The organism is Oscillospiraceae bacterium (genome assembly GCA_025757985.1).
Lineage (GTDB): Bacteria > Bacillota > Clostridia > Oscillospirales > Ruminococcaceae > Gemmiger.
The window spans coordinates 697,990-716,364 of the sequence record CP107210.1 but is presented as its reverse complement, the minus strand read 5'-3'; the positions used below and the strand labels follow the sequence as shown (position 1 = coordinate 716,364).

The window sequence follows — 18,375 nt, the reverse complement described above, 5'->3', positions numbered from 1 at the left end:
AATGGCGGAGATCCGCGTATTGGACAAGCATACGGCAGAGCTGATCGCAGCGGGCGAGGTCGTGGAACGGCCGGCCTCTGTGGCGAAGGAGCTGCTGGAAAATGCCATTGATGCGGGCGCGACCCAGATCACGCTGTCCGCTGTCCGCGGCGGCATCCAGCAACTGCAGATCGTGGACAACGGCTCAGGCATTGAGGCAGAATATATCGACAAGGCGTTTATCCGCCATGCCACCAGCAAGATCGCCACGGCGGAGGATCTCGGGCATATCCACACACTGGGCTTCCGCGGCGAGGCACTGGCCTCGATCGCCAGCGTGGCCCGGGTCGAGGTGCTGACCAAGACAGAGGCCGATGAATATGCCTGCTGCTACCGCATTGAGGGCGGCGAGCCGCTGGGCATCGAGCCGGGCGCGCGGCCGGTAGGCACGACCATCACGGTCAACGACCTGTTCTACAACACGCCCGCCCGGATGAAATTCCTCAAGAAGGACGCCAGCGAGGCGACCTTTGTGGCGGATACAGTGCTGCACACGGCGCTGTCCCACCCCGAGATCAGCTTCCGCTTCCTGCGGGATGGCAAGCAGCAGTATGTGACCCCCGGTGACGGGGATCTGCGCAGCGCTGTCTATGCTGTGCTGGGCCGTGAGTTTGCCCGCGACCTGCTGGCTGTGGACGGCGGGAGCGAATTGTACCATGTCACCGGTCTGGTCACGCCGCCGCGTGCCTGCCGCGCCAGCCGCGGGGCACAGCATTTCTTTGTGAATGGCCGCTATGTCAAGAACCGCACGATCATGGCCGCGCTGGAAAATGCCTACAAGGGCACAATGATGCAGGGTAAGTTCCCCGGTGCCGTCCTCATGCTGGAAATGCCGCCCGACATGGTGGATGTCAATGTTCACCCGGCCAAGACGGAGATCCGCTTTGCACGGGAGAGCGATGTCTTTGACGCAGTATACCGCGCCGTGCGCGCCGCGCTTGCGACCCCCGGCAGCGGGGAGTGCCGCTTTGCGATGGGCCACACGGCCCCCGAGCCTGAGGGGAAAAAGCCTGCGGAGGCTCCGCAGCCGTTGGCACGGCCAACCGCTGCCCCGCAGAAGAAAGGCGGCTTCACCACGCTTTCTGCGGCAGAGTATCGCGCAATGGCCGGTCTGACGGCCCCCGTGCCCGTCAGACCTCTGCCGGATGTTCTGGAGGCACAGTCTCCGCGACCGGCCTATGAGGCCGGCCCTGTGCCGAAGCCGCTGGCACCTGCCGCGCCGGTGACGCCTGTGACCGCCGATACATCCATCCCCGTGCCGCAGCCGATGCCCTACACCGCCTTGACTGATGACACGGTGCTGGATGTGCTGCCCGACATGCCGGACGAAACGCCTGCCGAAGCAGCAGCCATTCCAACGGTGGCCCCGGCACAGCCGTCCGAGCCTGACGATGCAGAAAACGCAGAAAACGAACCCCGCGCCCTGAGTGCCCTGCCGGATGCCGCTGTCCCTGAGCAGACAACACTGGTGCCGCCGCCCCAAAGCGAGCCGCTGCGTCTTGTCGGCGAGGTGTTCAAGACCTACATCATTACGGAACGCGGCGGCGAGCTTTGCCTGATCGACAAGCACGCCGCGCACGAGCGTATTTTGTTTGAGCAGCTTGCCAGGGACTACGGCAATGTGCCGTCCCAGATGTTGCTTGTGCCGGTGCAGGTCAACCTGACCGCTGCAGAAAAGCAGGCTGTGCTGCAGAATCTCGATCTGCTGACCGATGCGGGCATTGAGGCCGAGGACTTTGGCGGCTCGACCGTGGTTGTCCGTGCCGTGCCCGCCGATGTGGCGGTGGACGATGTCGAGGATATGCTTGTGGAGTTGGCCGCAAAGCTGGCGGACGGCGGCCGCGATGCCCTGCGGGAAAAGACCGAGTGGGTGCTGCATTCCATCGCCTGCCGTGCCGCCATCAAGGCGGGGGATCGCACCAACGCTGCCGAGATGCTGGCGCTGGCCCAGCACATCATGGACGGAACGGTCCCGCCGTTCTGCCCCCATGGGCGGCCCTGTGTGCTGAAAATCACCCGGAAGGAGCTGGAAAAGCAGTTTGGCCGACTTGTCTGAACCCCGCGTTATCGCCGTTGGCGGGCCGACAGCCAGCGGCAAGACCGCGCTGAGCGTGGCGCTGGCAAAGACCTTTGACGGCGAGATCATCAACGCCGATTCGATGCAGCTCTACAAAGGGCTGGACATAGGCACGGCAAAGCCGAGCCCGGAGGAGCAGCAGGGGATACCGCATCATCTGCTGGACTTCCTGCCGCCTGAAACAGCCTACAGTGTGGCGGATTTCACCGCTGCGGCGGACCCGCTGATCCGTGAGATATCGGGCCGCGGAAGGCTGCCCTTTGTGGTGGGCGGCACAGGGCTGTACATTACCAGCCTGCTGAACGGTATGAGCTTTGCCCCTGAAAAGACCGACCCCGCTATCCGTGCCCGGCTGCAGGCACAGGCCGATGCGGGAGACGGTGCGGCGCTGTATGCAAGGCTGCAGCAAATCGACCCCGACTACGCAGCGCTTGTCCACCCGAACAACTTGCCCCGGGTCATCCGGGCGCTTGAGCTGTATGAGTCCACCGGCCGCAGGATGAGCGCCGAGCGGGTGAATGCCCGCGCAGCCCGGCCGCCGTACCGCTCGCTCTGTCTCTGTCTGACCTGCCGCGACCGCGCTGTGCTGTATGACCGCATCGGCCGGCGGGTCGATGCGATGATCGAAAGCGGTGTGCTGGACGAGGCCCGCCGGGTGTATGAACGCCGCGAGGCCTACCGCACAGCGGCACAGGCCATCGGCTACAAGGAGTTTTTTCCGTATTTTGCGGGGGAGCAGAGCCTTGCGGACTGCACCGAAAAGCTCAAGCAGGCCACCCGCAATTATGCCAAACGGCAGCTGACCTGGTTCCGCCGCCAGAATGAGGCTGTCTGGCTGTATCTCGACGAAGAGGATGTCACCGCACGCGCCTGCGCGCTGGTGCGTGAATTTTTGCAACAGTAGCCGAAAGGAGCGTGTACAGTGAGAGAACGGCAGGACCGCCCGGCGGCCAAGAAATTTTTTCAGGCTGTCGGCCTGCTGGCGCTGGCGCTTGTCTCGGTTTATATCATTGTGCAGTGCTTTGTCATCTTCCGCCAGTCCTACAAGACCGAGACGGCCATCCGGTACACGATGGCCGAGAGCGTGCGCCTGAGCGGCGTTGTCGCGTTTGACTCAGTGGATGTGGCTGGCAGCGGCAATCTGGGGTATCTGGTGCAGGACGGTGAGCGCGTGACGAACGGCACCGTGGTTGCAGAGTGCTATACCAGCGATGAGCAGGGCGTTCAGCGCGAACGGCTTGACCGGTTGGCGCGCACCATCACGCTGCTGACCAAGTCCCAGAATTCGACCGGCAGCGAGCTTTCCGTGCTGACCAACCAGACAAGGCAGTCCCTGTACAACCTGCTGGATAAGCTGGACACAGCCCAGTACGGCGGTATCTCCGAGGCAGAGGATAACTTTCTGCTGGCCCAGAACCGGCTGCAGATCAGCACCGGGCAGACGGCGGGCTTTTCCCAGACCATCGCGGCCCTGCAGGAGGAGTATGACGGCCTGAAAAGCCAGCTTGACACCCTGCAGACGATCACGGCGGCAACGAACGGCTATTTCAGCAGTACGGCGGCCTCGCCATCGATCCGGGCCGACCGGCAGGCGCTGGATGACGCTGACCCCGCCGCACTGCAGACCATGCTACAGGAGGGCTTCCCGGCTGCTGACGCCGACCGCGCCGGGCAGATCACAACAGGCTTCAGCTGGAAATTCTACGCCGTCTGCGACCTCGATACTGCCGCCCGCTTTGAAAATGTCGGTACAGTGAAGATCAGCGTGCCCGGCAAGCAGAACACCCCGCTTTCTGCCACAGTTGAGGAGGTGCAGACTGACAAGGACGGCGGCATTGCCAAAATCGTGCTGCAATGCCAGACCATCAACGCCGATATTCTGGGCTTCGGTCTGGAAACCGTGCAGATCGACCTCAAGACCTACGAGGGCATCCGCATCGACAAGCAGGCGCTCCACATCGTGGACGGCCAGCGCGGCGTCTATGTCAAGTACGGCAACCTGCAGCGCTTTCTGCGGATCGCGACCCTGTATGAGAACGACAGCTATATCCTGATCCCCGATAACGGCAAGATCGGCACCGATAACGAGGTGCGGCTGTATGACGAGATCATCGTGCAGGGCACAAACCTGCAGGATGGCAAACTATTATAACGAAAATACGGGCTTTTGTATTGACAAGAGTACCAAAAAAGAAGATAATATTTAATGTATATCGCTGTAGCAGTGTACTGACCGTGAACAGTGCATAGACAGTGCATAGTTTTTAAAGGAGTTTTACGACCATGTCCATGTTTGACAGTTTGAAAAGTAAACTCGGTATCGATTCCGAAGCAGAATCCTATGTGGACGATACCGAAGACGAAATCTTCCCCGGCGGGCAGGGCGGCGCTGCGGCGCAGGGCTACACCCAGCAGGAGGTCAAGCAGCACAGCAATAAGGTCGTGAATATCAATGCAACGACCCAGCTGCAGGTCGTTCTGGTCAAGCCGGAACGCTTTGAGGATGCCTCCGCCATTGCAGATCAGCTCAACGCCAAGCATACGGTGGTGCTGAACCTCGAGTCCACCGGCAAGGAAATCTCCCGCCGCCTGATCGACTTTTTGTCCGGCGTGGCCTACGCCAACAACGGCCAGATCAAGCGTGTGGCGACCAGCACCTTCATCATCACGCCGTACAATGTCGATATTATGGGTGACCTGATCGGCGAGTTGGAGAATAACGGTGTATTCTTCTGATACAGCCGACACAGCCCCGGCAGTCCGCGGCTTTGTGCCGCCCCAGAACGATGATGAACGCCGCCTGATGCGCCGCGTTGAGGAACTGTGCCGTATCTGCGAAAGCCGTGGTATCCCGCGCTATACGGGCTTTCTCTCCGACCGGGAGCAGAGTCTGGCGCAGGCCGCCTGCAACAGGGCTGGGTGCAGCTGCATCCGCTTTTGGGGCGGGTTTGACGGCGCGGAGCGAAAGGTCCTCTGCATAGAGCCGCCCGAGGCCTGGCAGGAGGAGCCGCTCGCGTATCTGCAGTTTGCCGCCTGCGGCGATAAGCTGCCGACACACCGCGATTATCTCGGCTCAATCCTTGGTCTGGGGCTGGAGCGCGCCTGTGTGGGAGACCTTTTGGCAGACACGGAAAAGCCTGATACCTTTTACGCTGTTGTTCTGGCAGATAAGCAGGAGTTTATCCGCACCGAGCTGACGAGCGCGGGACATTGCACCGTACACACCGAATGTGCCGATGCGCTGCCCGCCCATCTTTTGGAAAGCCGCGAGCGTGCCCTGCAGCAGGCCACTGTGCCGTCCCTGCGGGCCGATGCGGTGCTGGCCGTGATGCTGCATACCTCCCGCACCCGCGCGGCAGAATATATTGCTGCGGGCCGTGTGGAGATCAACCATCTGCCGCTGAAGGCCGCCCACGAGACCGCCTATGCCGAGGATATCTTTACGGTGCGGGGTGTGGGCCGTTTCAGGCTGGCGGCGATCGGCGGCAAAAGCCGCAAGGACCGCCTGTTTATATCCTTTTATCAATACTGAGCGCATGATCTGCCCACGGAACGCCGCGGGCCGGGAATAACGGGGCGTAAAGCCCCGCATACAGGAGGAAAGTCATGATCTCATCTGAGGATGTCCGCCGCGTAACGTTTGAAAAAGCGTTTCAGGGCTATCGCCGCGACGATGTGGACGATTATCTCAAGCAGGTGGCCCAGAGCATGGATGAGCTGGCCGCCCAGAACGATGATCTCCAGAAAAAGCTGGTTGTGCTGGCCCAGCGCATCGACCAGTACCGTGCCGAGGAGGATACGCTGCGCACCACGATGATCAATGCCCAGCGTCTGGGTGAAAATGTCATCCGTGAGGCCAAGCAGAAGGCGGCCGAGATCATACGCACCGCCAATATCAAGGCTGAGGACCGCGAGCAGCGCTCCCGCGATGATGTCGAGCTGGCCAAGCAGGAGATCGTCACGCTGAAAAGCGAGGCTGACAGCTTCAAGCGCTCGCTGATCGAGATGTACCGCAAGCATATCAACCTTATCAATAAGCTGCCTGAATACACCCCGCAGCCCGAGGATGCGCCGGCCCGCCCGGTTCAGCCTGCGGCCGAGCCTGTGCAGGCACCGACCCAGACGGCAGCCCCGGTTGAGCAGCCTGTCATGGCGGCGGAGCCTGCTTATACACCGCCCGCCCCCCAGCCTGCGGCCGAGTCTGCCCCGGCCCCGGTGCAGGAGACGGCATACTATGAGGAGCCTGCCTCGCAGCCTGCAGCCGAGCCGCTGCGCCCTGCGGCGGAAAAGGTGGATACGGTGGAGTTTGCCATCGCGCCCCACCCCGAGGAGCCGGAGGAACCGGCCCCGGTGCCCGAAATGGAAGCCCCGGCCATAGATGAGACGCGCTTTCAGGATGTCTCCGGCCTGTATGATGAGCCGGAGGCCAAGCCGGTGCGCCGTACCCGCAAGACGGGCACTGCGGCCAAACGCACCACCCGCAAAAAAGTAAGTGCCGAACCGCAGGAGGAGTTGAACTCCCCGGCGTTCGATAACTTTGAAGGCGTTGACTTTGACAGCTGACGCTGAAAGAATCCATAGAGGGCAGCCCCGCGCAATGTCGGCCCGGCGGGCGTTAAGCAGCGCTTCACCAGCGCTTGACAGCAGGCGGGATTGCCATCAATCCAAAAAATAGAGGAGAGTAGGAAACCTTGGCGCAGAACTACAACGACACGATCCATAAGATGCAGACCCCGTTTGAAATGCGGGCCGGCCTGCCGAAGAAAGAGCCCAAGATGCTCGAGGACTGGGAAAACAACCATGTCTATGAGCAGATGATCAAGAACAACGAGGGCAAGCCGCAGTACATCCTGCATGACGGCCCTCCGTATGCCAACGGCAACATCCACATGGGCACCGCGCTCAACAAGATCATCAAGGACATCATCATCCGCTATAAGAATATGACCGGCTTTGAGGCACCCTATGTGCCCGGCTACGATACCCATGGCCTGCCTATCGAGCTGAAGGCGCTGAGTTCTCTCGGCGATAAGAAGGCGGGTGTCTCCAAGCTTGAGCTGCGCAAGATCTGCAAGGAGTTCGCCACCGAGCATATTGATGTGATGAACTCTCAGTTCAAGCGTCTGGGCGTGCAGGGCGACTTTGAGAACCCCTACCTGACCCTGCGCCCCGAGTTTGAGGCCCGTCAGGTCGAGATCTTCGGCGAGATGGCCAAGAAGGGCTACATCTACAAGGGTATGAAGGCTGTCTACTGGTGCCCCGAGGATCGCACCGCGCTGGCCGAGGCTGAGATCGAGTATGCTGAGGACGAGTGCGATTCCATCTATGTCCGCTTTAAGCTGACCGATGACCCAAACGGCGTGCTGGCCAAGCACAACATCCCGCTGGACAAGGCATGGATCGTCATCTGGACCACGACCACATGGACCCTGCCCGCCAATGTGGCTACCTGCCTGAACCCCAACCTTGAGTACGCCTTCGTCAAGATCGGCGATGCTTACCACATCATGGCCGCCGGTCTGGTCGAGTCCACGATGAAGGGCTGCCATATCGATGAGTATGAGGTTCTGCCGGAGACTGTGCTCGGCAGCGAGCTGGAGCTGATGCAGTACCAGCATCCTTTCCTTGACCGCAAGGGTCTGGTTATTCTGGGCGACCATGTCACGCTGGAGGGCGGCACCGGCTGTGTCCATACCGCACCCGGCCATGGTGTCGAGGACTTTGAGGTCTGCGTCAACCACTATCCGCAGGTGCCTGTGGTTGTCCCTGTGGACGATGCCGGCCGCCTGACCGCCGAGGCAGGCGAGAAGTTCGCAGGCCTCAAGGTCTGGGATGCCAACAAGGTCATTCTGGAGCATATCAAGGAGAGCGGCCACTTGATGGGTGTACAGCACATCACCCACCAGTACCCGCATTGCTGGCGCTGCCATCATCCCATCATCTTCCGCGCGACCGAGCAGTGGTTCTGCTCCATCGACGCCTTCAAGGAGGATGTCTACAAGGCCATTGATAATGTGAAGTGGCAGCCCGCCTGGGGCCATGACCGCATGGCCGGCATGGTCCGCGACCGCAGCGACTGGTGCATCAGCCGCCAGCGCGTCTGGGGTGTGCCCATCCCGGTATTCTACTGCAAGAAGTGCGGCAAGTACCACATCACCGATGCCTCCATCAAGGCTGTCTCCGACCTGTTCCGCAAGGAGGGCAGCGATGCCTGGTACAAGTATGATGCCAATGACATCATGCCCAAGACCGAGGTCTGCGAGTGCGGCGCCGCCGACTGGGAGAAGGACCCCGACATCATGGATGTCTGGTTTGACTCCGGCTCCACCTGGAGCGCTGTCTGCCGTGAGCGTCCCGAGCTGCGCTGGCCCGTGGATATGTATATGGAGGGCGCCGACCAGTTCCGCGGCTGGTTCCAGTCCAGCCTGCTGACCTGTGTTGCCACTCAGGGCATTGCCCCCTACAAGGAGGTTCTGTGCCACGGCTGGGTCGTGGATGAGAAGGGCAAGCAGATGCACAAATCCGCCGGCAACGGCGTGGAGCCCAGTGAGATCATCCGTGATTACGGTGCCGACATCATCCGCCTGTGGGTCGCCTCCAGCGATTACACCGTTGATGTCCGCGCCGGCAAGGAGATCTTCCGCCAGCTGTCCGAGGCCTACCGCAAGATGCGCAATACCGCCCGCTTCATGCTGGGCAACATCAACGACTTTGATCCTGCCAAGGATATGGTTGCCGATGACCAGCTGTTTGAGATCGACCGCTGGGCGCTGGAGGCCTGCAATAAGCTGACCGCCAACCTGCGCGATGCCTATGACCACTATGATTTCAGCCGCGCCTACCACGCACTGTACAACTTCTGCGTCATTGATATGTCCAACTTCTACATGGATGTCATCAAGGACCGCCTGTACTGCGCGGATGACCATGCGCGCCGCTGCGCACAGACTGCACTGTACCGCATTCTGGTGGACTTCACGAAGCTGCTGGCACCCATCCTCTGCTTTACCAGTCAGGAGATCTGGAGCTATGTGCCGAAGCTGCCCGGTATGAAGGACTATGTGGTCTTTGAGCAGATGCCCGAGGCCAAGCCCGCTGCCGACGATGCCTTTACCGCCAAGTGGGATCGCATCATGGCGATCCGCGATGATGTGAAGAAGGTTCTGGAGCAGGCCCGTGCCGATAAGGTTATCGGCTCTGCACTGGAGGCCGGTCTGACGCTGTACTGCAGCAAGGAGGTCTACGACTTCCTGAACGCCATCCCGATGGATGAGCTGGCCGACCTGTTCATCGTCTCCCATGTCGAGTTGGTCGAGGGTGAAGGCGGTGTCAAGGGTCTGGTTGAGGGTCTCGGCGTCAGCGCCGCCCACGCCGCCGGCAACAAGTGCCTGCGCTGCTGGAAGTATGACACCTCCGTTGGGGAGGATGGTCTCTGCCCGCGCTGCGCTAAGGTTCTGAAGCTGTAAATTTACTCTGCCGTCAGCGGTGCTTATACGCGTAAGCACCGCTGATTTTTTCGGATAAGGTGTTGTATGATTTCTGGTTTGTTTTCTCTGCTGGGGGCGGCCGTTCTGGTCGTGATCGACCAGCTTATCAAGCACTGGGCCACGGCGGCGCTGCTGCCGGTGGGCAATATGGATGTGCTGCCCGGCATTGTCGAGCTGCGCTACTGCCTGAATGACGGTATGGCATTCTCGATGCTGGCCGGTAAGCAGACGCTGCTCATCGGCATGACCTCGGTCATGCTGGTGGTGGTGGCCGTCATGCTGTTTACCCGCAAAATGTCTGCGTGGGAGCGCATCTCTTGGACGCTGATTCTCGGCGGCGGTGTTGGCAACCTCATCGACCGGGTACTCAACGGCGTGGTGGTGGACTACATCAATGTGCTGTTCATGCACTTTGCTATCTTCAATTTTGCGGATATCTGCGTCTGTGTGGGTGTCGGCCTGCTGATGCTGGTCGTGCTGCTGGACTCCTTCAAGAAAGAGGAGACCGCAAAGCAAAAGGCGGATGACGATGGAGCTGCTTGAGCTTGCCGCCGTCCCCGGTGACAGCGGCCGGCTGGATGCGTGGCTGGCCGCGCAGTGCCCGACACTCTCCCGCAGTGCGCTGCAGGGGCTGATCGAGCAGGGGCTTGTCACCCGGGACGGCGCGCCTGTCAACAAAAAAGAGAAGGTGGCCCCCGGGGCTGTCTACCGTGTGGCGCTGCCCGACCCGCAGCCCATCGAGGCGCAGCCCCAGAATATTCCGCTCGATATTGTGTACGAGGATGATGACCTACTGGTGGTCAACAAGCCGAAGGGCATGGTGGTTCACCCGGCCCCCGGCAACCCGGACGGCACCCTCGTCAATGCACTGCTTTACCACTGTGCCGGGCAGCTGTCCGGCATCGGCGGCGCGATCCGCCCCGGCATCGTACACCGCATCGATAAGGATACCAGCGGTCTGCTGGTGGTGGCCAAAAACGATGCGGCGCATCAGGCGCTCAGCGCCCAGATGAGCGTACACAGCATCCACCGTGTTTACCATGCGGTGGTCTACGGCAACCTCAGGGAGGACGAAGGCTTTGTGGAGCGGTGGATCGGTCGTGATCCGCATGACCGCAAAAAGATGGCCGTGCTGGCGGAAAACGCTGCCGGGGCGCGGTATGCCTATACAGGCTGGCGTGTGCAGGAGCGGTACGGCAACTTTACCTACATAGCCTGCAAGCTAAAGACAGGGCGCACCCACCAGATCCGGGTACATATGGCATCCACAGGGCACCCGCTGGCGGGGGATGCTGTCTACGGCCCAAAAAACTGCATCAAATCGCTGAACGGCCAATGCCTGCACGCTAAGGAGCTGGGCTTTGTACACCCGAAAACAGGGGAGTGGATGCAGTTTGATTCCCCGCTGCCGCCCTATTTTACTGATTTTCTGACACGGTTAAGAAAGGAACATCGCGCATGAAACCACCCCTCGGCGATACCCTTGTGATCTGTGACATGGATAATACGCTGCTGACGGCCAAGGAGGGGATCCCTGCCTGCAACCGTGCTGTCATCCGGCTGTACACCAGCCTGGGCGGACTGTTTACGGTGGCTACCGGCCGCCCGCCGGAGTCAATCCGTGCAGCGCTGGGGGATATCCGCCTGTCCCTGCCGGCAATCTCCTGCAATGGGGCACTGCTGTATGATTTCTCCACCGAGTCAGTGCTGCATCGCGCAACCCTGAACCGTGAGCAGGCCACCACCGCCATTCTGGACATTCTGAACAAATTTCCCCGCATGGGGGTTGAGGTCATGGCCGGAAACGGCGAGATGTATGTCATCCATGCCAACGAAGTTACCCACGCCCATCAGGTGGACGAGCATCTGGGCAGCATCGCCTGCCCGGTCGAGTCGGTGCCCGATGGCTGGATCAAGGTCGTGTTTGCCTCCGACCCGGAGAGCATCCGCAAGCTGGGGCAGTACGCCAAGACGAAATACTACGGCCGGGATAACTATTTCCTTGCCACCAACAGCATCTATCTTGAGATCATGCCCAGCGGCGTAAGCAAGGCCAGCGGTCTGCACGACCTCTGCGCACTGATGAGCAAGTCCATGAAGAACACCGTCTTTATCGGTGACTACTATAACGATCTTGAGCTGATGCGGGAGGCTGGCTACGCGGTTGCGGTGGCCAATGCCCCGGCAGAGGTCAAGGCAGCCGCCGACCATGTAACGACCTGCACCTGCGCAGAGGGCGCGGTGGGTGAATATCTGTACAGCCTGATCGGCAAAACCGAGGGCTGACCAAAGAGGGTTTGACGATGAAAGTCAGCGAACTGATGGACCCTAAGGGCGTTCTGCTCCATGCAAAGATCGACAACTCTGCCGATGCATTGGGTATTCTGGTGGAGCTGCAGGAGGGCATCGGCGTTATTACCAACGGCAATGCCTATTATAATGCCGTCAGCTACCGGGAGACCTTCGGCGGTACAACGGCCATCGGCGGCGGCATCGCGCTGCCGCATGCCGGCAACGCCGGTGTGTCGGCACCGGGCATATCGGCCCTGCTTTTGCGCCACGGTGTGGATTGGGGCGCCCCGGACGGGGAACCGGTAGACCTTGTGTTTATGATCGCCGTTCCGCCGCGCTGCGAAAGCCTGCACCTACAGATATTGGCACGGCTGGTGAATTTGCTCAGCCGCAGTGATCTGATTGAGGCGCTGCACAACGCAAGCACCCCCCAGCGCTTTGTCGAGCTGATCGCCAAGGCGGAAAACGCCTGCTTTGCAGACTGAAATCTGATTTGCCCCAGCTTGTGTACAAGCTGGGGCGTTTTGTTTACATCCGCCCGCTGTACCTGCCGCAAACGGCGCGGGCGCATATGGAATGCGCCTCTACAAGATGTTCGTTAATTTGACTAAAAAATACTTTAAAGCAGGCAGAGTATTATACGAATTTACACTTGCTTTAAAGCCCTAAAGCGTGCTATACTTTAAAGCACTAAACCGGCTGCGCTTGAGGGACCTGCCTGATGGCAGGTGTACACCTGAAGAAAAAAAGGTGCGCAGCGGGTACTATTGGAGGAATTTACATGAAAAAAGCAGTTTCCCTTATGATGGCTGCCGCCATGACCATGGGTCTGGCCGCCTGCGGATCTTCCGCTTCTACGGATACCGCCGCATCCACCGCTGACGCCGCTTCCACCACCGAAGCCGCCGAGAGCACCGCAGACAGCGCTGCTGCCGCCGACGGCAAGGTCTACAATGTCGGCATCTGCCAGCTGGTTCAGCACGAGGCACTGGATGCCGCAACGCAGGGCTTCAAGGATGCACTTGTGGAGGCTCTGGGCGAGGGCAATGTGAAGTTTGATGAGCAGAACGCCTCCGGTGATTCTGCCAACTGCGCCACCATTGTGAACGGATTCGTTTCCTCCAATGTGGATCTGATTCTGGCCAATGCGACCGCCCCGCTGCAGGCGGCTGCACAGGCAACTGCCGATATTCCCGTTTTGGGCACCTCAGTCACGGACTATGCGACCGCGCTGGACATCAGCGACTGGACCGGCACGGTAGGCGGCAACATCTCCGGTACCTCCGATTTGGCCCCGCTGGATCAGCAGGCGGCCATGATTCAGGAGCTTTTCCCGGACGCCAAGACGGTCGGACTGCTCTACTGCAGCGCCGAGCCGAACTCGGTTTACCAGTGCGATGTCATTGAGGGCTATCTGACGCAGGAGGGCTACACCGTTGCCCGCTACGCCTTCACCGACACGAACGATGTCACCTCGGTGGCACAGACGGCTGCCGACAACTCCGATGTCATCTACATCCCCACCGACAACACCGCTGCCTCCAACACCGAGGCAATCGCCAATGTGGTTCTGCCGGCCAAGGTTCCCGTTGTGGCTGGCGAGGAGGGCATCTGCAACGGCTGCGGCGTTGCCACGCTGTCCATCAGCTACTATGATCTGGGCCATGCCACCGGTGAGATGGCCGCCAAGATTCTGGCCAAGGGTGGCGATATTTCTACCATGCCTGTAGAGTACGCACCCAATGTTACCAAGAAATACAACGCCGCCAACTGCGAGGCGCTGGGCATCACCCCGCCGGACGGCTATGAGGCCATTGGCTGATAGAACAGCAGCCGTTTAACCACCATCATAACAGCGAGGAAGGGGAGGTAAACTTTCTTTCCCCGCTGTTTTGGTGCTTATAAAAATTCTGGAGGATGTTTTTATGGATTTCCTGACCTCCCTGTTGAACTCAATGCCCGGTGCTGCGGCACAGGGGCTGATCTGGGGCATTATGGCCATCGGTGTTTATCTGACCTACCGCATTCTGGATGTGGCGGACCTGACCGTTGACGGCTCTCTCGGCACCGGCGGCGCGGTCTGCGTTGTGCTGGTGCTGAACGGTGCGCCGGTGGGGGCTGCCCTTGTGGCCGCCACGCTGGCCGGTATGCTGGCGGGCCTTGTCACAGGCCTGTTCCACACGGCCTGCGGTATCCCTGCAATTCTGGCCGGTATCCTGACCCAGCTGGCGCTCTATTCGGTCAACCTGCGCATCATGGGTACAGGCACGGGCGGCGGCAAGGCCAACCTGCCCATCAGCGTGGACAAGTACGGTCTGCTGGTTTCGGCCCGGTATGTCCGTGCGCTGGCACTCAACAATCCGATTATCGTGCTGCTTATCTTCTGCGCGCTCCTCATCGGCGTGCTGTACTGGTTCTTCGGCACAGAGCTTGGCTGCGCCCTGCGCGCGACCGGTGCCAACCAGCACATGGCTCGTGCGCAGGGCATCAACACCAATGTGGCCATCGTTCTGGGCCTGATGATCTCCAACGGCCTTGTGGCGCTGGCGGGCGGTCTGCTGGCTCAGTATCAGGGCTTCTCTGACATCAACATGGGCCGCGGTGCCATCGTCATCGGTCTGGCGGCGGTCATCATCGGTGAGGTCGTGTTCGGCAAGATCTTCCGCAACTTTGCACTGAAGCTGACGGCCTCCGTCATCGGTGCCATCATCTACTACATCGTCATGAACTTTGTGCTGCGCATGGGCCTGTCCACCGACGACCTGAAGCTGTTGACGGCGCTTGTTGTGGCGGTGTTCCTGACCATCCCGTATTGGAAGGGCAAATACTTTACCAAGGTACCTGTGAAAAAGGGAGGCAAGGACAATGCTTGAGATCAAAAATGTTTATAAGACCTTCAATGCGGGCACCGTCAACGAGAAGGTGGCCCTCAAGGGGCTGGATCTGACGCTGGAGGATGGCGACTTTGTGACGGTCATCGGCGGCAACGGCGCAGGCAAGTCCACGATGCTGAACGCCGTAGCCGGTGTCTGGCCGGTGGATATGGGCAAGATTCTTATTGACGGGCAGGATGTGACACGCCTTTCGGAGCATCAGCGCGCCAAATACATCGGCCGTGTGTTTCAGGACCCGATGATGGGCACGGCGGCTACCATGCAGATCGATGAAAATCTCGCACTGGCGGCCCGCCGCGGCCTGCCCCGTACGCTGAAGGTCGGCATCACAAAGAAGGAGCATGACACCTACTATGAGCTGCTCAAGACGCTCGATCTGGGGCTGGAGGAGCGGATGACCAGCAAGGTGGGCCTGTTGTCCGGCGGCCAGCGTCAGGCAGTCACGCTGCTGATGGCTACGCTGAAAAAGCCCAAGCTGCTGCTGCTCGATGAGCACACGGCCGCACTGGACCCCAAGACGGCCGCCAAGGTGCTGACTCTCTCGGAGAAAATCGTTGAGGAAAACCATCTCACAACGCTGATGATCACCCATAACATGAAGGATGCCATCAAGTACGGCAACCGCCTGATCATGATGTATGAGGGACACATCATCTACGATGTGCGCGGTGAGGAAAAGAAAAATCTGCAGGTCAGCGATCTGCTCAAGCGGTTTGAGCAGGTGAGTGACGGCGAGTTTGCAAACGACCGTATGCTGCTTTCCTGAGGCAGAGCCGCGCAGTCTCCGCTGCAGCGGCGGTTGAGATTGCGCAATAGTGCCCTGCTGTTTTAGCCCGGGATGTATCCCGGGCTTTTTGTGTACAGGCACTGCCACATAGGTGTGGCTGCTGCGGCAGGAAAAATAGTACGGTAATGGCTGTAATAAAATTGTAATCCGTGACAATTTTTTGAAAAGCATGTTCAAAACGCCGTAAATATGGTATAATCATTAACATGTATACTAGGAGGGATATAGCCTTTCGGCCTCCCGTTTTCAATAAGGCAGTACCGTATATTCCCTGTGCCGCTGCAGTGGGCGGTGCTGCCATACATAAGGAGGATACCATTTCCTATGAGCCGCGAACCGTATGAAGGAAAGAAGGGCTTCAGCCCTGCACAGCGCAAGGCCTGTGTTGTGCTGGCGTTCTGTGCGCTGGCAATCGTTTTGAGTATTCTGGCAGCGTGGGTGCTGCCTGCCAAGCTGGGGCTTTTCGCCGGTGGTGCAGGCGCCTATGATAAGGATGCCTATCCGCTGGACACATCGCTGGAGGCTGTGCTGCCGCAGGCCGCTGCAGACGATGCCTACATCACGGCCAGCGTCTTTGCCGGTGACCAGTACGCCGTCACCCTGCAGAAGGACGGCCGCATCACGCTGAATCAGTTTGTCGGGCAGGAGGGGCTCAAGACCTCCAAGGCACTCTCGACCTCCTGTGTCAACTTTGCATCGGATTCCAGCAATTATACGATCCCGCAGGCGATTCCCAAGATGAAGGCCCGCCGCGTTTTTGTGCAGCTTGGCGCCAACGATGTCGATGGCTCGGTCAGCGTGGATTCCTTTATTGCAGACTACAAACAGTTCCTGCAGAGCATCCGCTCTGCCTATTCTTACTGCGACATCATCGCGGTGGGTATCCCGCCCGTCACGGAGGACAGCACCAACGCTGCCGCGACCCAGACGATCATCGACCAGTTCAATCAGGCTATTGCCGTGGCCTGCAATGATCTGGGCTGCAAGTATCTGAACAGCGCCGAGGCGCTGAAAAACAGCCGCGGCTATGCCGAGAGCAGCTACTTTGAGGCCAACGGCTACAGTGCCTCCGGTGCGCGCGCCCTGCTGGAATACGCAAAGTCCCACGCCTACAATACGATGGACAGCCGGCCGGACACCAGCGACATTCCGCAGCGCGCCTCCCAGTCCAGCGGCTCCGGCAGTACGCCGCTGCCCACCGCAACGCCGACAAAGTTCACCGCCAGCTATGAGGTGGAGGACAGCGGCAAGGGCACCCTGACCGGCAACGGCCAGACCGGTGTATCGAGTGTTGAAATTCAGGCGGAGAGCGGCACCAGCGTCAATGTTACGGCGGTGGCTGCGGACGGCTTCGTCTTTTATAAGTGGAGCGACGGCGTTACGACCGCCACCCGCTACGACAACATCACCAAGGATATCTCCGTCAAGGCTATGTTCAACGATGCCCGCGTGGAGCTGACGCTTGACAAGGGTGACACGGCCATGAAGAAGGGCGAGAGCCTGACCGTGAACGCAACGGTCAAGCTTGGCAGCAAGGCGTATGACGCCACGAATGTGCAGTGGTCCATCAACGATGAGATGGAGAAGAACGGCAGCAGCCTGACCTTTACCCCCGATGCCGCCGGTACCTATGTCATCAAGGCCGGTATTGAGATTAACGGCACCTTCTCGACCGCACAGCTGACGGTCACGGTAGCGCAGGATGATCCCACCACGATTTCCATTGCCTATAATACGAATCAAATTACAACGGGAGCCTCGGTGAATTTGACTGCCAATGTTCAGAATGGCAACGGTGATACGACCTGGAGCTGTGACGGCACTGATTGGAGCGCTACAGGCGGCGCGGCAACCTTCACTGCAGCATCGGGCGGGCAATACACGATCCGCGCCAGGAACAATGGCGTTGAGGCTACCGTCACCATCACAGTGAACAATCCTGCGCCCGTAACTACGCCGGAGCCTGCGCCTACCCCGGCTGCACCCCCGCAGTCTGAAACCACTACCGACTAATCCCCACAGAGGTAAGAATATGGCAATTTACACTTGTGTCCTGCTGGACATCGACAATACGCTTCTTGACTTTGATGCTGCAGAGCGTCAGGCTCTGACCGACATGCTGGCAGAGTATGAGCTGCCCCACGATGAGCACGCCTGCGCCGTTTACCATCAGGTAAACCGGGAGCTGTGGGACGCACTGGCCAAGGGGCAGATGAACAAGCAAAAGCTGTTTCAGGTGCGGTTCGGCCGCTTTATGCAGGCTATGCAGCTGCCGGATAACGGCAAGGGCAAGGCCATGAACGACCGCTATGAGGAGCTGCTCTCCACCCACGCCGACCTGCTGCCCGGCGCGCTGACTGCGCTTGAGGAACTGAGCGAGGTGGCAACGCTTGCCATCGTCTCCAACGGCGCTGTTGCCGTGCAGGAGCCCCGCATTGCGGCCTCCGGCATCGACCGCTATATGGACGGCATCTATATCTCTGAAAAAATCGGCGCAGCCAAGCCCAGTGCCAAGCTGTTTGAGCATGCCCTGCGTGATCTGGGCATCACGAACCGCAGCCGCGTGCTGATGGTGGGGGACGACCTGCTTGCCGACATCAAGGGCGGCATCAACGCCGGGGTGGACACCTGCTGGTACAACCCCCAGAATGTCGAGAACAAGACCGACATCGCGCCGAAATTCACAGTTGGTTCCTATGAGGAGCTGTACCGCATTGTGATGGAGCCGGAAGAGCTGGAAAATCTGGGCGTGCGCAACCGCCGCCACAGCAACGAAGCCCTGCTGTAAGCAAGCACAGG

At 59.8% G+C, this 18,375-nt stretch carries 16 protein-coding genes; all 16 read left to right on the top strand.

Annotated elements, in window-relative coordinates; genetic code table 11:
• Position 1: 1 nt before the first annotated feature.
• The 16 genes from mutL to OGM67_03485 all read left to right on the top strand — a co-directional run bounded on the left by mutL (position 2) and on the right by OGM67_03485 (position 18,364).
• Positions 2 to 2,095 (top strand): DNA mismatch repair endonuclease MutL, encoded by a 2,094-nt coding sequence (gene mutL, locus OGM67_03560; GenBank protein ID UYJ36185.1) that lies wholly within the window; start codon positions 2 to 4, stop codon positions 2,093 to 2,095.
• A complete protein-coding gene (gene miaA, locus OGM67_03555) occupies positions 2,088 to 3,020 on the top strand; it encodes a tRNA (adenosine(37)-N6)-dimethylallyltransferase MiaA (GenBank protein UYJ35423.1) in 933 nt (310 codons plus the stop codon). Before mutL ends, miaA begins: the two co-directional genes overlap by 8 nt.
• An 18-nt stretch (positions 3,021 to 3,038) precedes the next feature.
• On the top strand, positions 3,039 to 4,268 hold the full coding sequence (locus tag OGM67_03550; GenBank protein ID UYJ35422.1) for a hypothetical protein: 1,230 nt from the start codon (positions 3,039 to 3,041) through the stop codon (positions 4,266 to 4,268).
• Positions 4,269 to 4,399: 131 nt separating this feature from the next.
• Positions 4,400 to 4,852, top strand: a complete 453-nt coding sequence (locus tag OGM67_03545) for a cell division protein SepF (protein UYJ35421.1) — start codon at positions 4,400 to 4,402, stop codon at positions 4,850 to 4,852.
• Positions 4,839 to 5,648, top strand: a complete 810-nt coding sequence (locus OGM67_03540) for a YlmH/Sll1252 family protein (protein ID UYJ35420.1) — start codon at positions 4,839 to 4,841, stop codon at positions 5,646 to 5,648. The genes OGM67_03545 and OGM67_03540 overlap by 14 nt, the downstream gene beginning before the upstream one ends.
• Before the next feature lie 74 nt (positions 5,649 to 5,722).
• A complete protein-coding gene (locus tag OGM67_03535) occupies positions 5,723 to 6,679 on the top strand; it encodes a DivIVA domain-containing protein (protein UYJ35419.1) in 957 nt (318 codons plus the stop codon).
• Positions 6,680 to 6,840: 161 nt separating this feature from the next.
• The gene (ileS, locus tag OGM67_03530) at positions 6,841 to 9,582 is read left to right on the top strand and encodes an isoleucine--tRNA ligase (GenBank protein ID UYJ36184.1); all 2,742 of its coding nucleotides are present in this window, start codon (positions 6,841 to 6,843) and stop codon (positions 9,580 to 9,582) included.
• A gap of 66 nt (positions 9,583 to 9,648) precedes the next feature.
• Positions 9,649 to 10,146: a signal peptidase II gene (lspA, locus tag OGM67_03525; protein UYJ35418.1), complete on the top strand. Its 498-nt coding sequence runs from the start codon at positions 9,649 to 9,651 to the stop codon at positions 10,144 to 10,146.
• Complete coding sequence (locus OGM67_03520; GenBank protein ID UYJ36183.1) at positions 10,133 to 11,065, top strand: RluA family pseudouridine synthase; 933 nt, start codon at positions 10,133 to 10,135, stop codon at positions 11,063 to 11,065. Before lspA ends, OGM67_03520 begins: the two co-directional genes overlap by 14 nt.
• Positions 11,062 to 11,889 (top strand): HAD family hydrolase, encoded by an 828-nt coding sequence (locus tag OGM67_03515; protein UYJ35417.1) that lies wholly within the window; start codon positions 11,062 to 11,064, stop codon positions 11,887 to 11,889. The genes OGM67_03520 and OGM67_03515 overlap by 4 nt, the downstream gene beginning before the upstream one ends.
• Before the next feature lie 17 nt (positions 11,890 to 11,906).
• Positions 11,907 to 12,380 (top strand): PTS sugar transporter subunit IIA, encoded by a 474-nt coding sequence (locus OGM67_03510; protein UYJ35416.1) that lies wholly within the window; start codon positions 11,907 to 11,909, stop codon positions 12,378 to 12,380.
• A gap of 296 nt (positions 12,381 to 12,676) precedes the next feature.
• The gene (locus tag OGM67_03505; protein ID UYJ35415.1) at positions 12,677 to 13,717 is read left to right on the top strand and encodes an ABC transporter substrate-binding protein; all 1,041 of its coding nucleotides are present in this window, start codon (positions 12,677 to 12,679) and stop codon (positions 13,715 to 13,717) included.
• A gap of 103 nt (positions 13,718 to 13,820) precedes the next feature.
• Positions 13,821 to 14,768 (top strand): ABC transporter permease, encoded by a 948-nt coding sequence (locus tag OGM67_03500; protein UYJ35414.1) that lies wholly within the window; start codon positions 13,821 to 13,823, stop codon positions 14,766 to 14,768.
• On the top strand, positions 14,761 to 15,555 hold the full coding sequence (locus OGM67_03495) for an ATP-binding cassette domain-containing protein (protein ID UYJ35413.1): 795 nt from the start codon (positions 14,761 to 14,763) through the stop codon (positions 15,553 to 15,555). Before OGM67_03500 ends, OGM67_03495 begins: the two co-directional genes overlap by 8 nt.
• Positions 15,556 to 15,900: 345 nt before the next feature.
• The gene (locus OGM67_03490) at positions 15,901 to 17,589 is read left to right on the top strand and encodes a GDSL-type esterase/lipase family protein (protein UYJ35412.1); all 1,689 of its coding nucleotides are present in this window, start codon (positions 15,901 to 15,903) and stop codon (positions 17,587 to 17,589) included.
• A gap of 19 nt (positions 17,590 to 17,608) precedes the next feature.
• The gene (locus OGM67_03485) at positions 17,609 to 18,364 is read left to right on the top strand and encodes a YjjG family noncanonical pyrimidine nucleotidase (GenBank protein UYJ35411.1); all 756 of its coding nucleotides are present in this window, start codon (positions 17,609 to 17,611) and stop codon (positions 18,362 to 18,364) included.
• The last annotated feature ends 11 nt before the right edge of the window (positions 18,365 to 18,375 follow it).

Excerpts from the sequence above, each read along its gene's own strand:
- mutL (UYJ36185.1), top strand. The coding sequence starts at position 2 with ATGGCGGAGATCCGCGTATTGGACAAGCATACGGCAGAGCTGATCGCA.
- OGM67_03545 (UYJ35421.1), top strand. The coding sequence starts at position 4,400 with ATGTCCATGTTTGACAGTTTGAAAAGTAAACTCGGTATCGATTCCGAA.
- OGM67_03535 (UYJ35419.1), top strand. The coding sequence starts at position 5,723 with ATGATCTCATCTGAGGATGTCCGCCGCGTAACGTTTGAAAAAGCGTTT.
- ileS (UYJ36184.1), top strand. The coding sequence starts at position 6,841 with ATGCAGACCCCGTTTGAAATGCGGGCCGGCCTGCCGAAGAAAGAGCCC.
- lspA (UYJ35418.1), top strand. The coding sequence starts at position 9,649 with ATGATTTCTGGTTTGTTTTCTCTGCTGGGGGCGGCCGTTCTGGTCGTG.
- OGM67_03520 (UYJ36183.1), top strand. The coding sequence starts at position 10,133 with ATGGAGCTGCTTGAGCTTGCCGCCGTCCCCGGTGACAGCGGCCGGCTG.
- OGM67_03515 (UYJ35417.1), top strand. The coding sequence starts at position 11,062 with ATGAAACCACCCCTCGGCGATACCCTTGTGATCTGTGACATGGATAAT.
- OGM67_03510 (UYJ35416.1), top strand. The coding sequence starts at position 11,907 with ATGAAAGTCAGCGAACTGATGGACCCTAAGGGCGTTCTGCTCCATGCA.
- OGM67_03505 (UYJ35415.1), top strand. The coding sequence starts at position 12,677 with ATGAAAAAAGCAGTTTCCCTTATGATGGCTGCCGCCATGACCATGGGT.
- OGM67_03500 (UYJ35414.1), top strand. The coding sequence starts at position 13,821 with ATGGATTTCCTGACCTCCCTGTTGAACTCAATGCCCGGTGCTGCGGCA.
- OGM67_03495 (UYJ35413.1), top strand. The coding sequence starts at position 14,761 with ATGCTTGAGATCAAAAATGTTTATAAGACCTTCAATGCGGGCACCGTC.
- OGM67_03490 (UYJ35412.1), top strand. The coding sequence starts at position 15,901 with ATGAGCCGCGAACCGTATGAAGGAAAGAAGGGCTTCAGCCCTGCACAG.
- OGM67_03485 (UYJ35411.1), top strand. The coding sequence starts at position 17,609 with ATGGCAATTTACACTTGTGTCCTGCTGGACATCGACAATACGCTTCTT.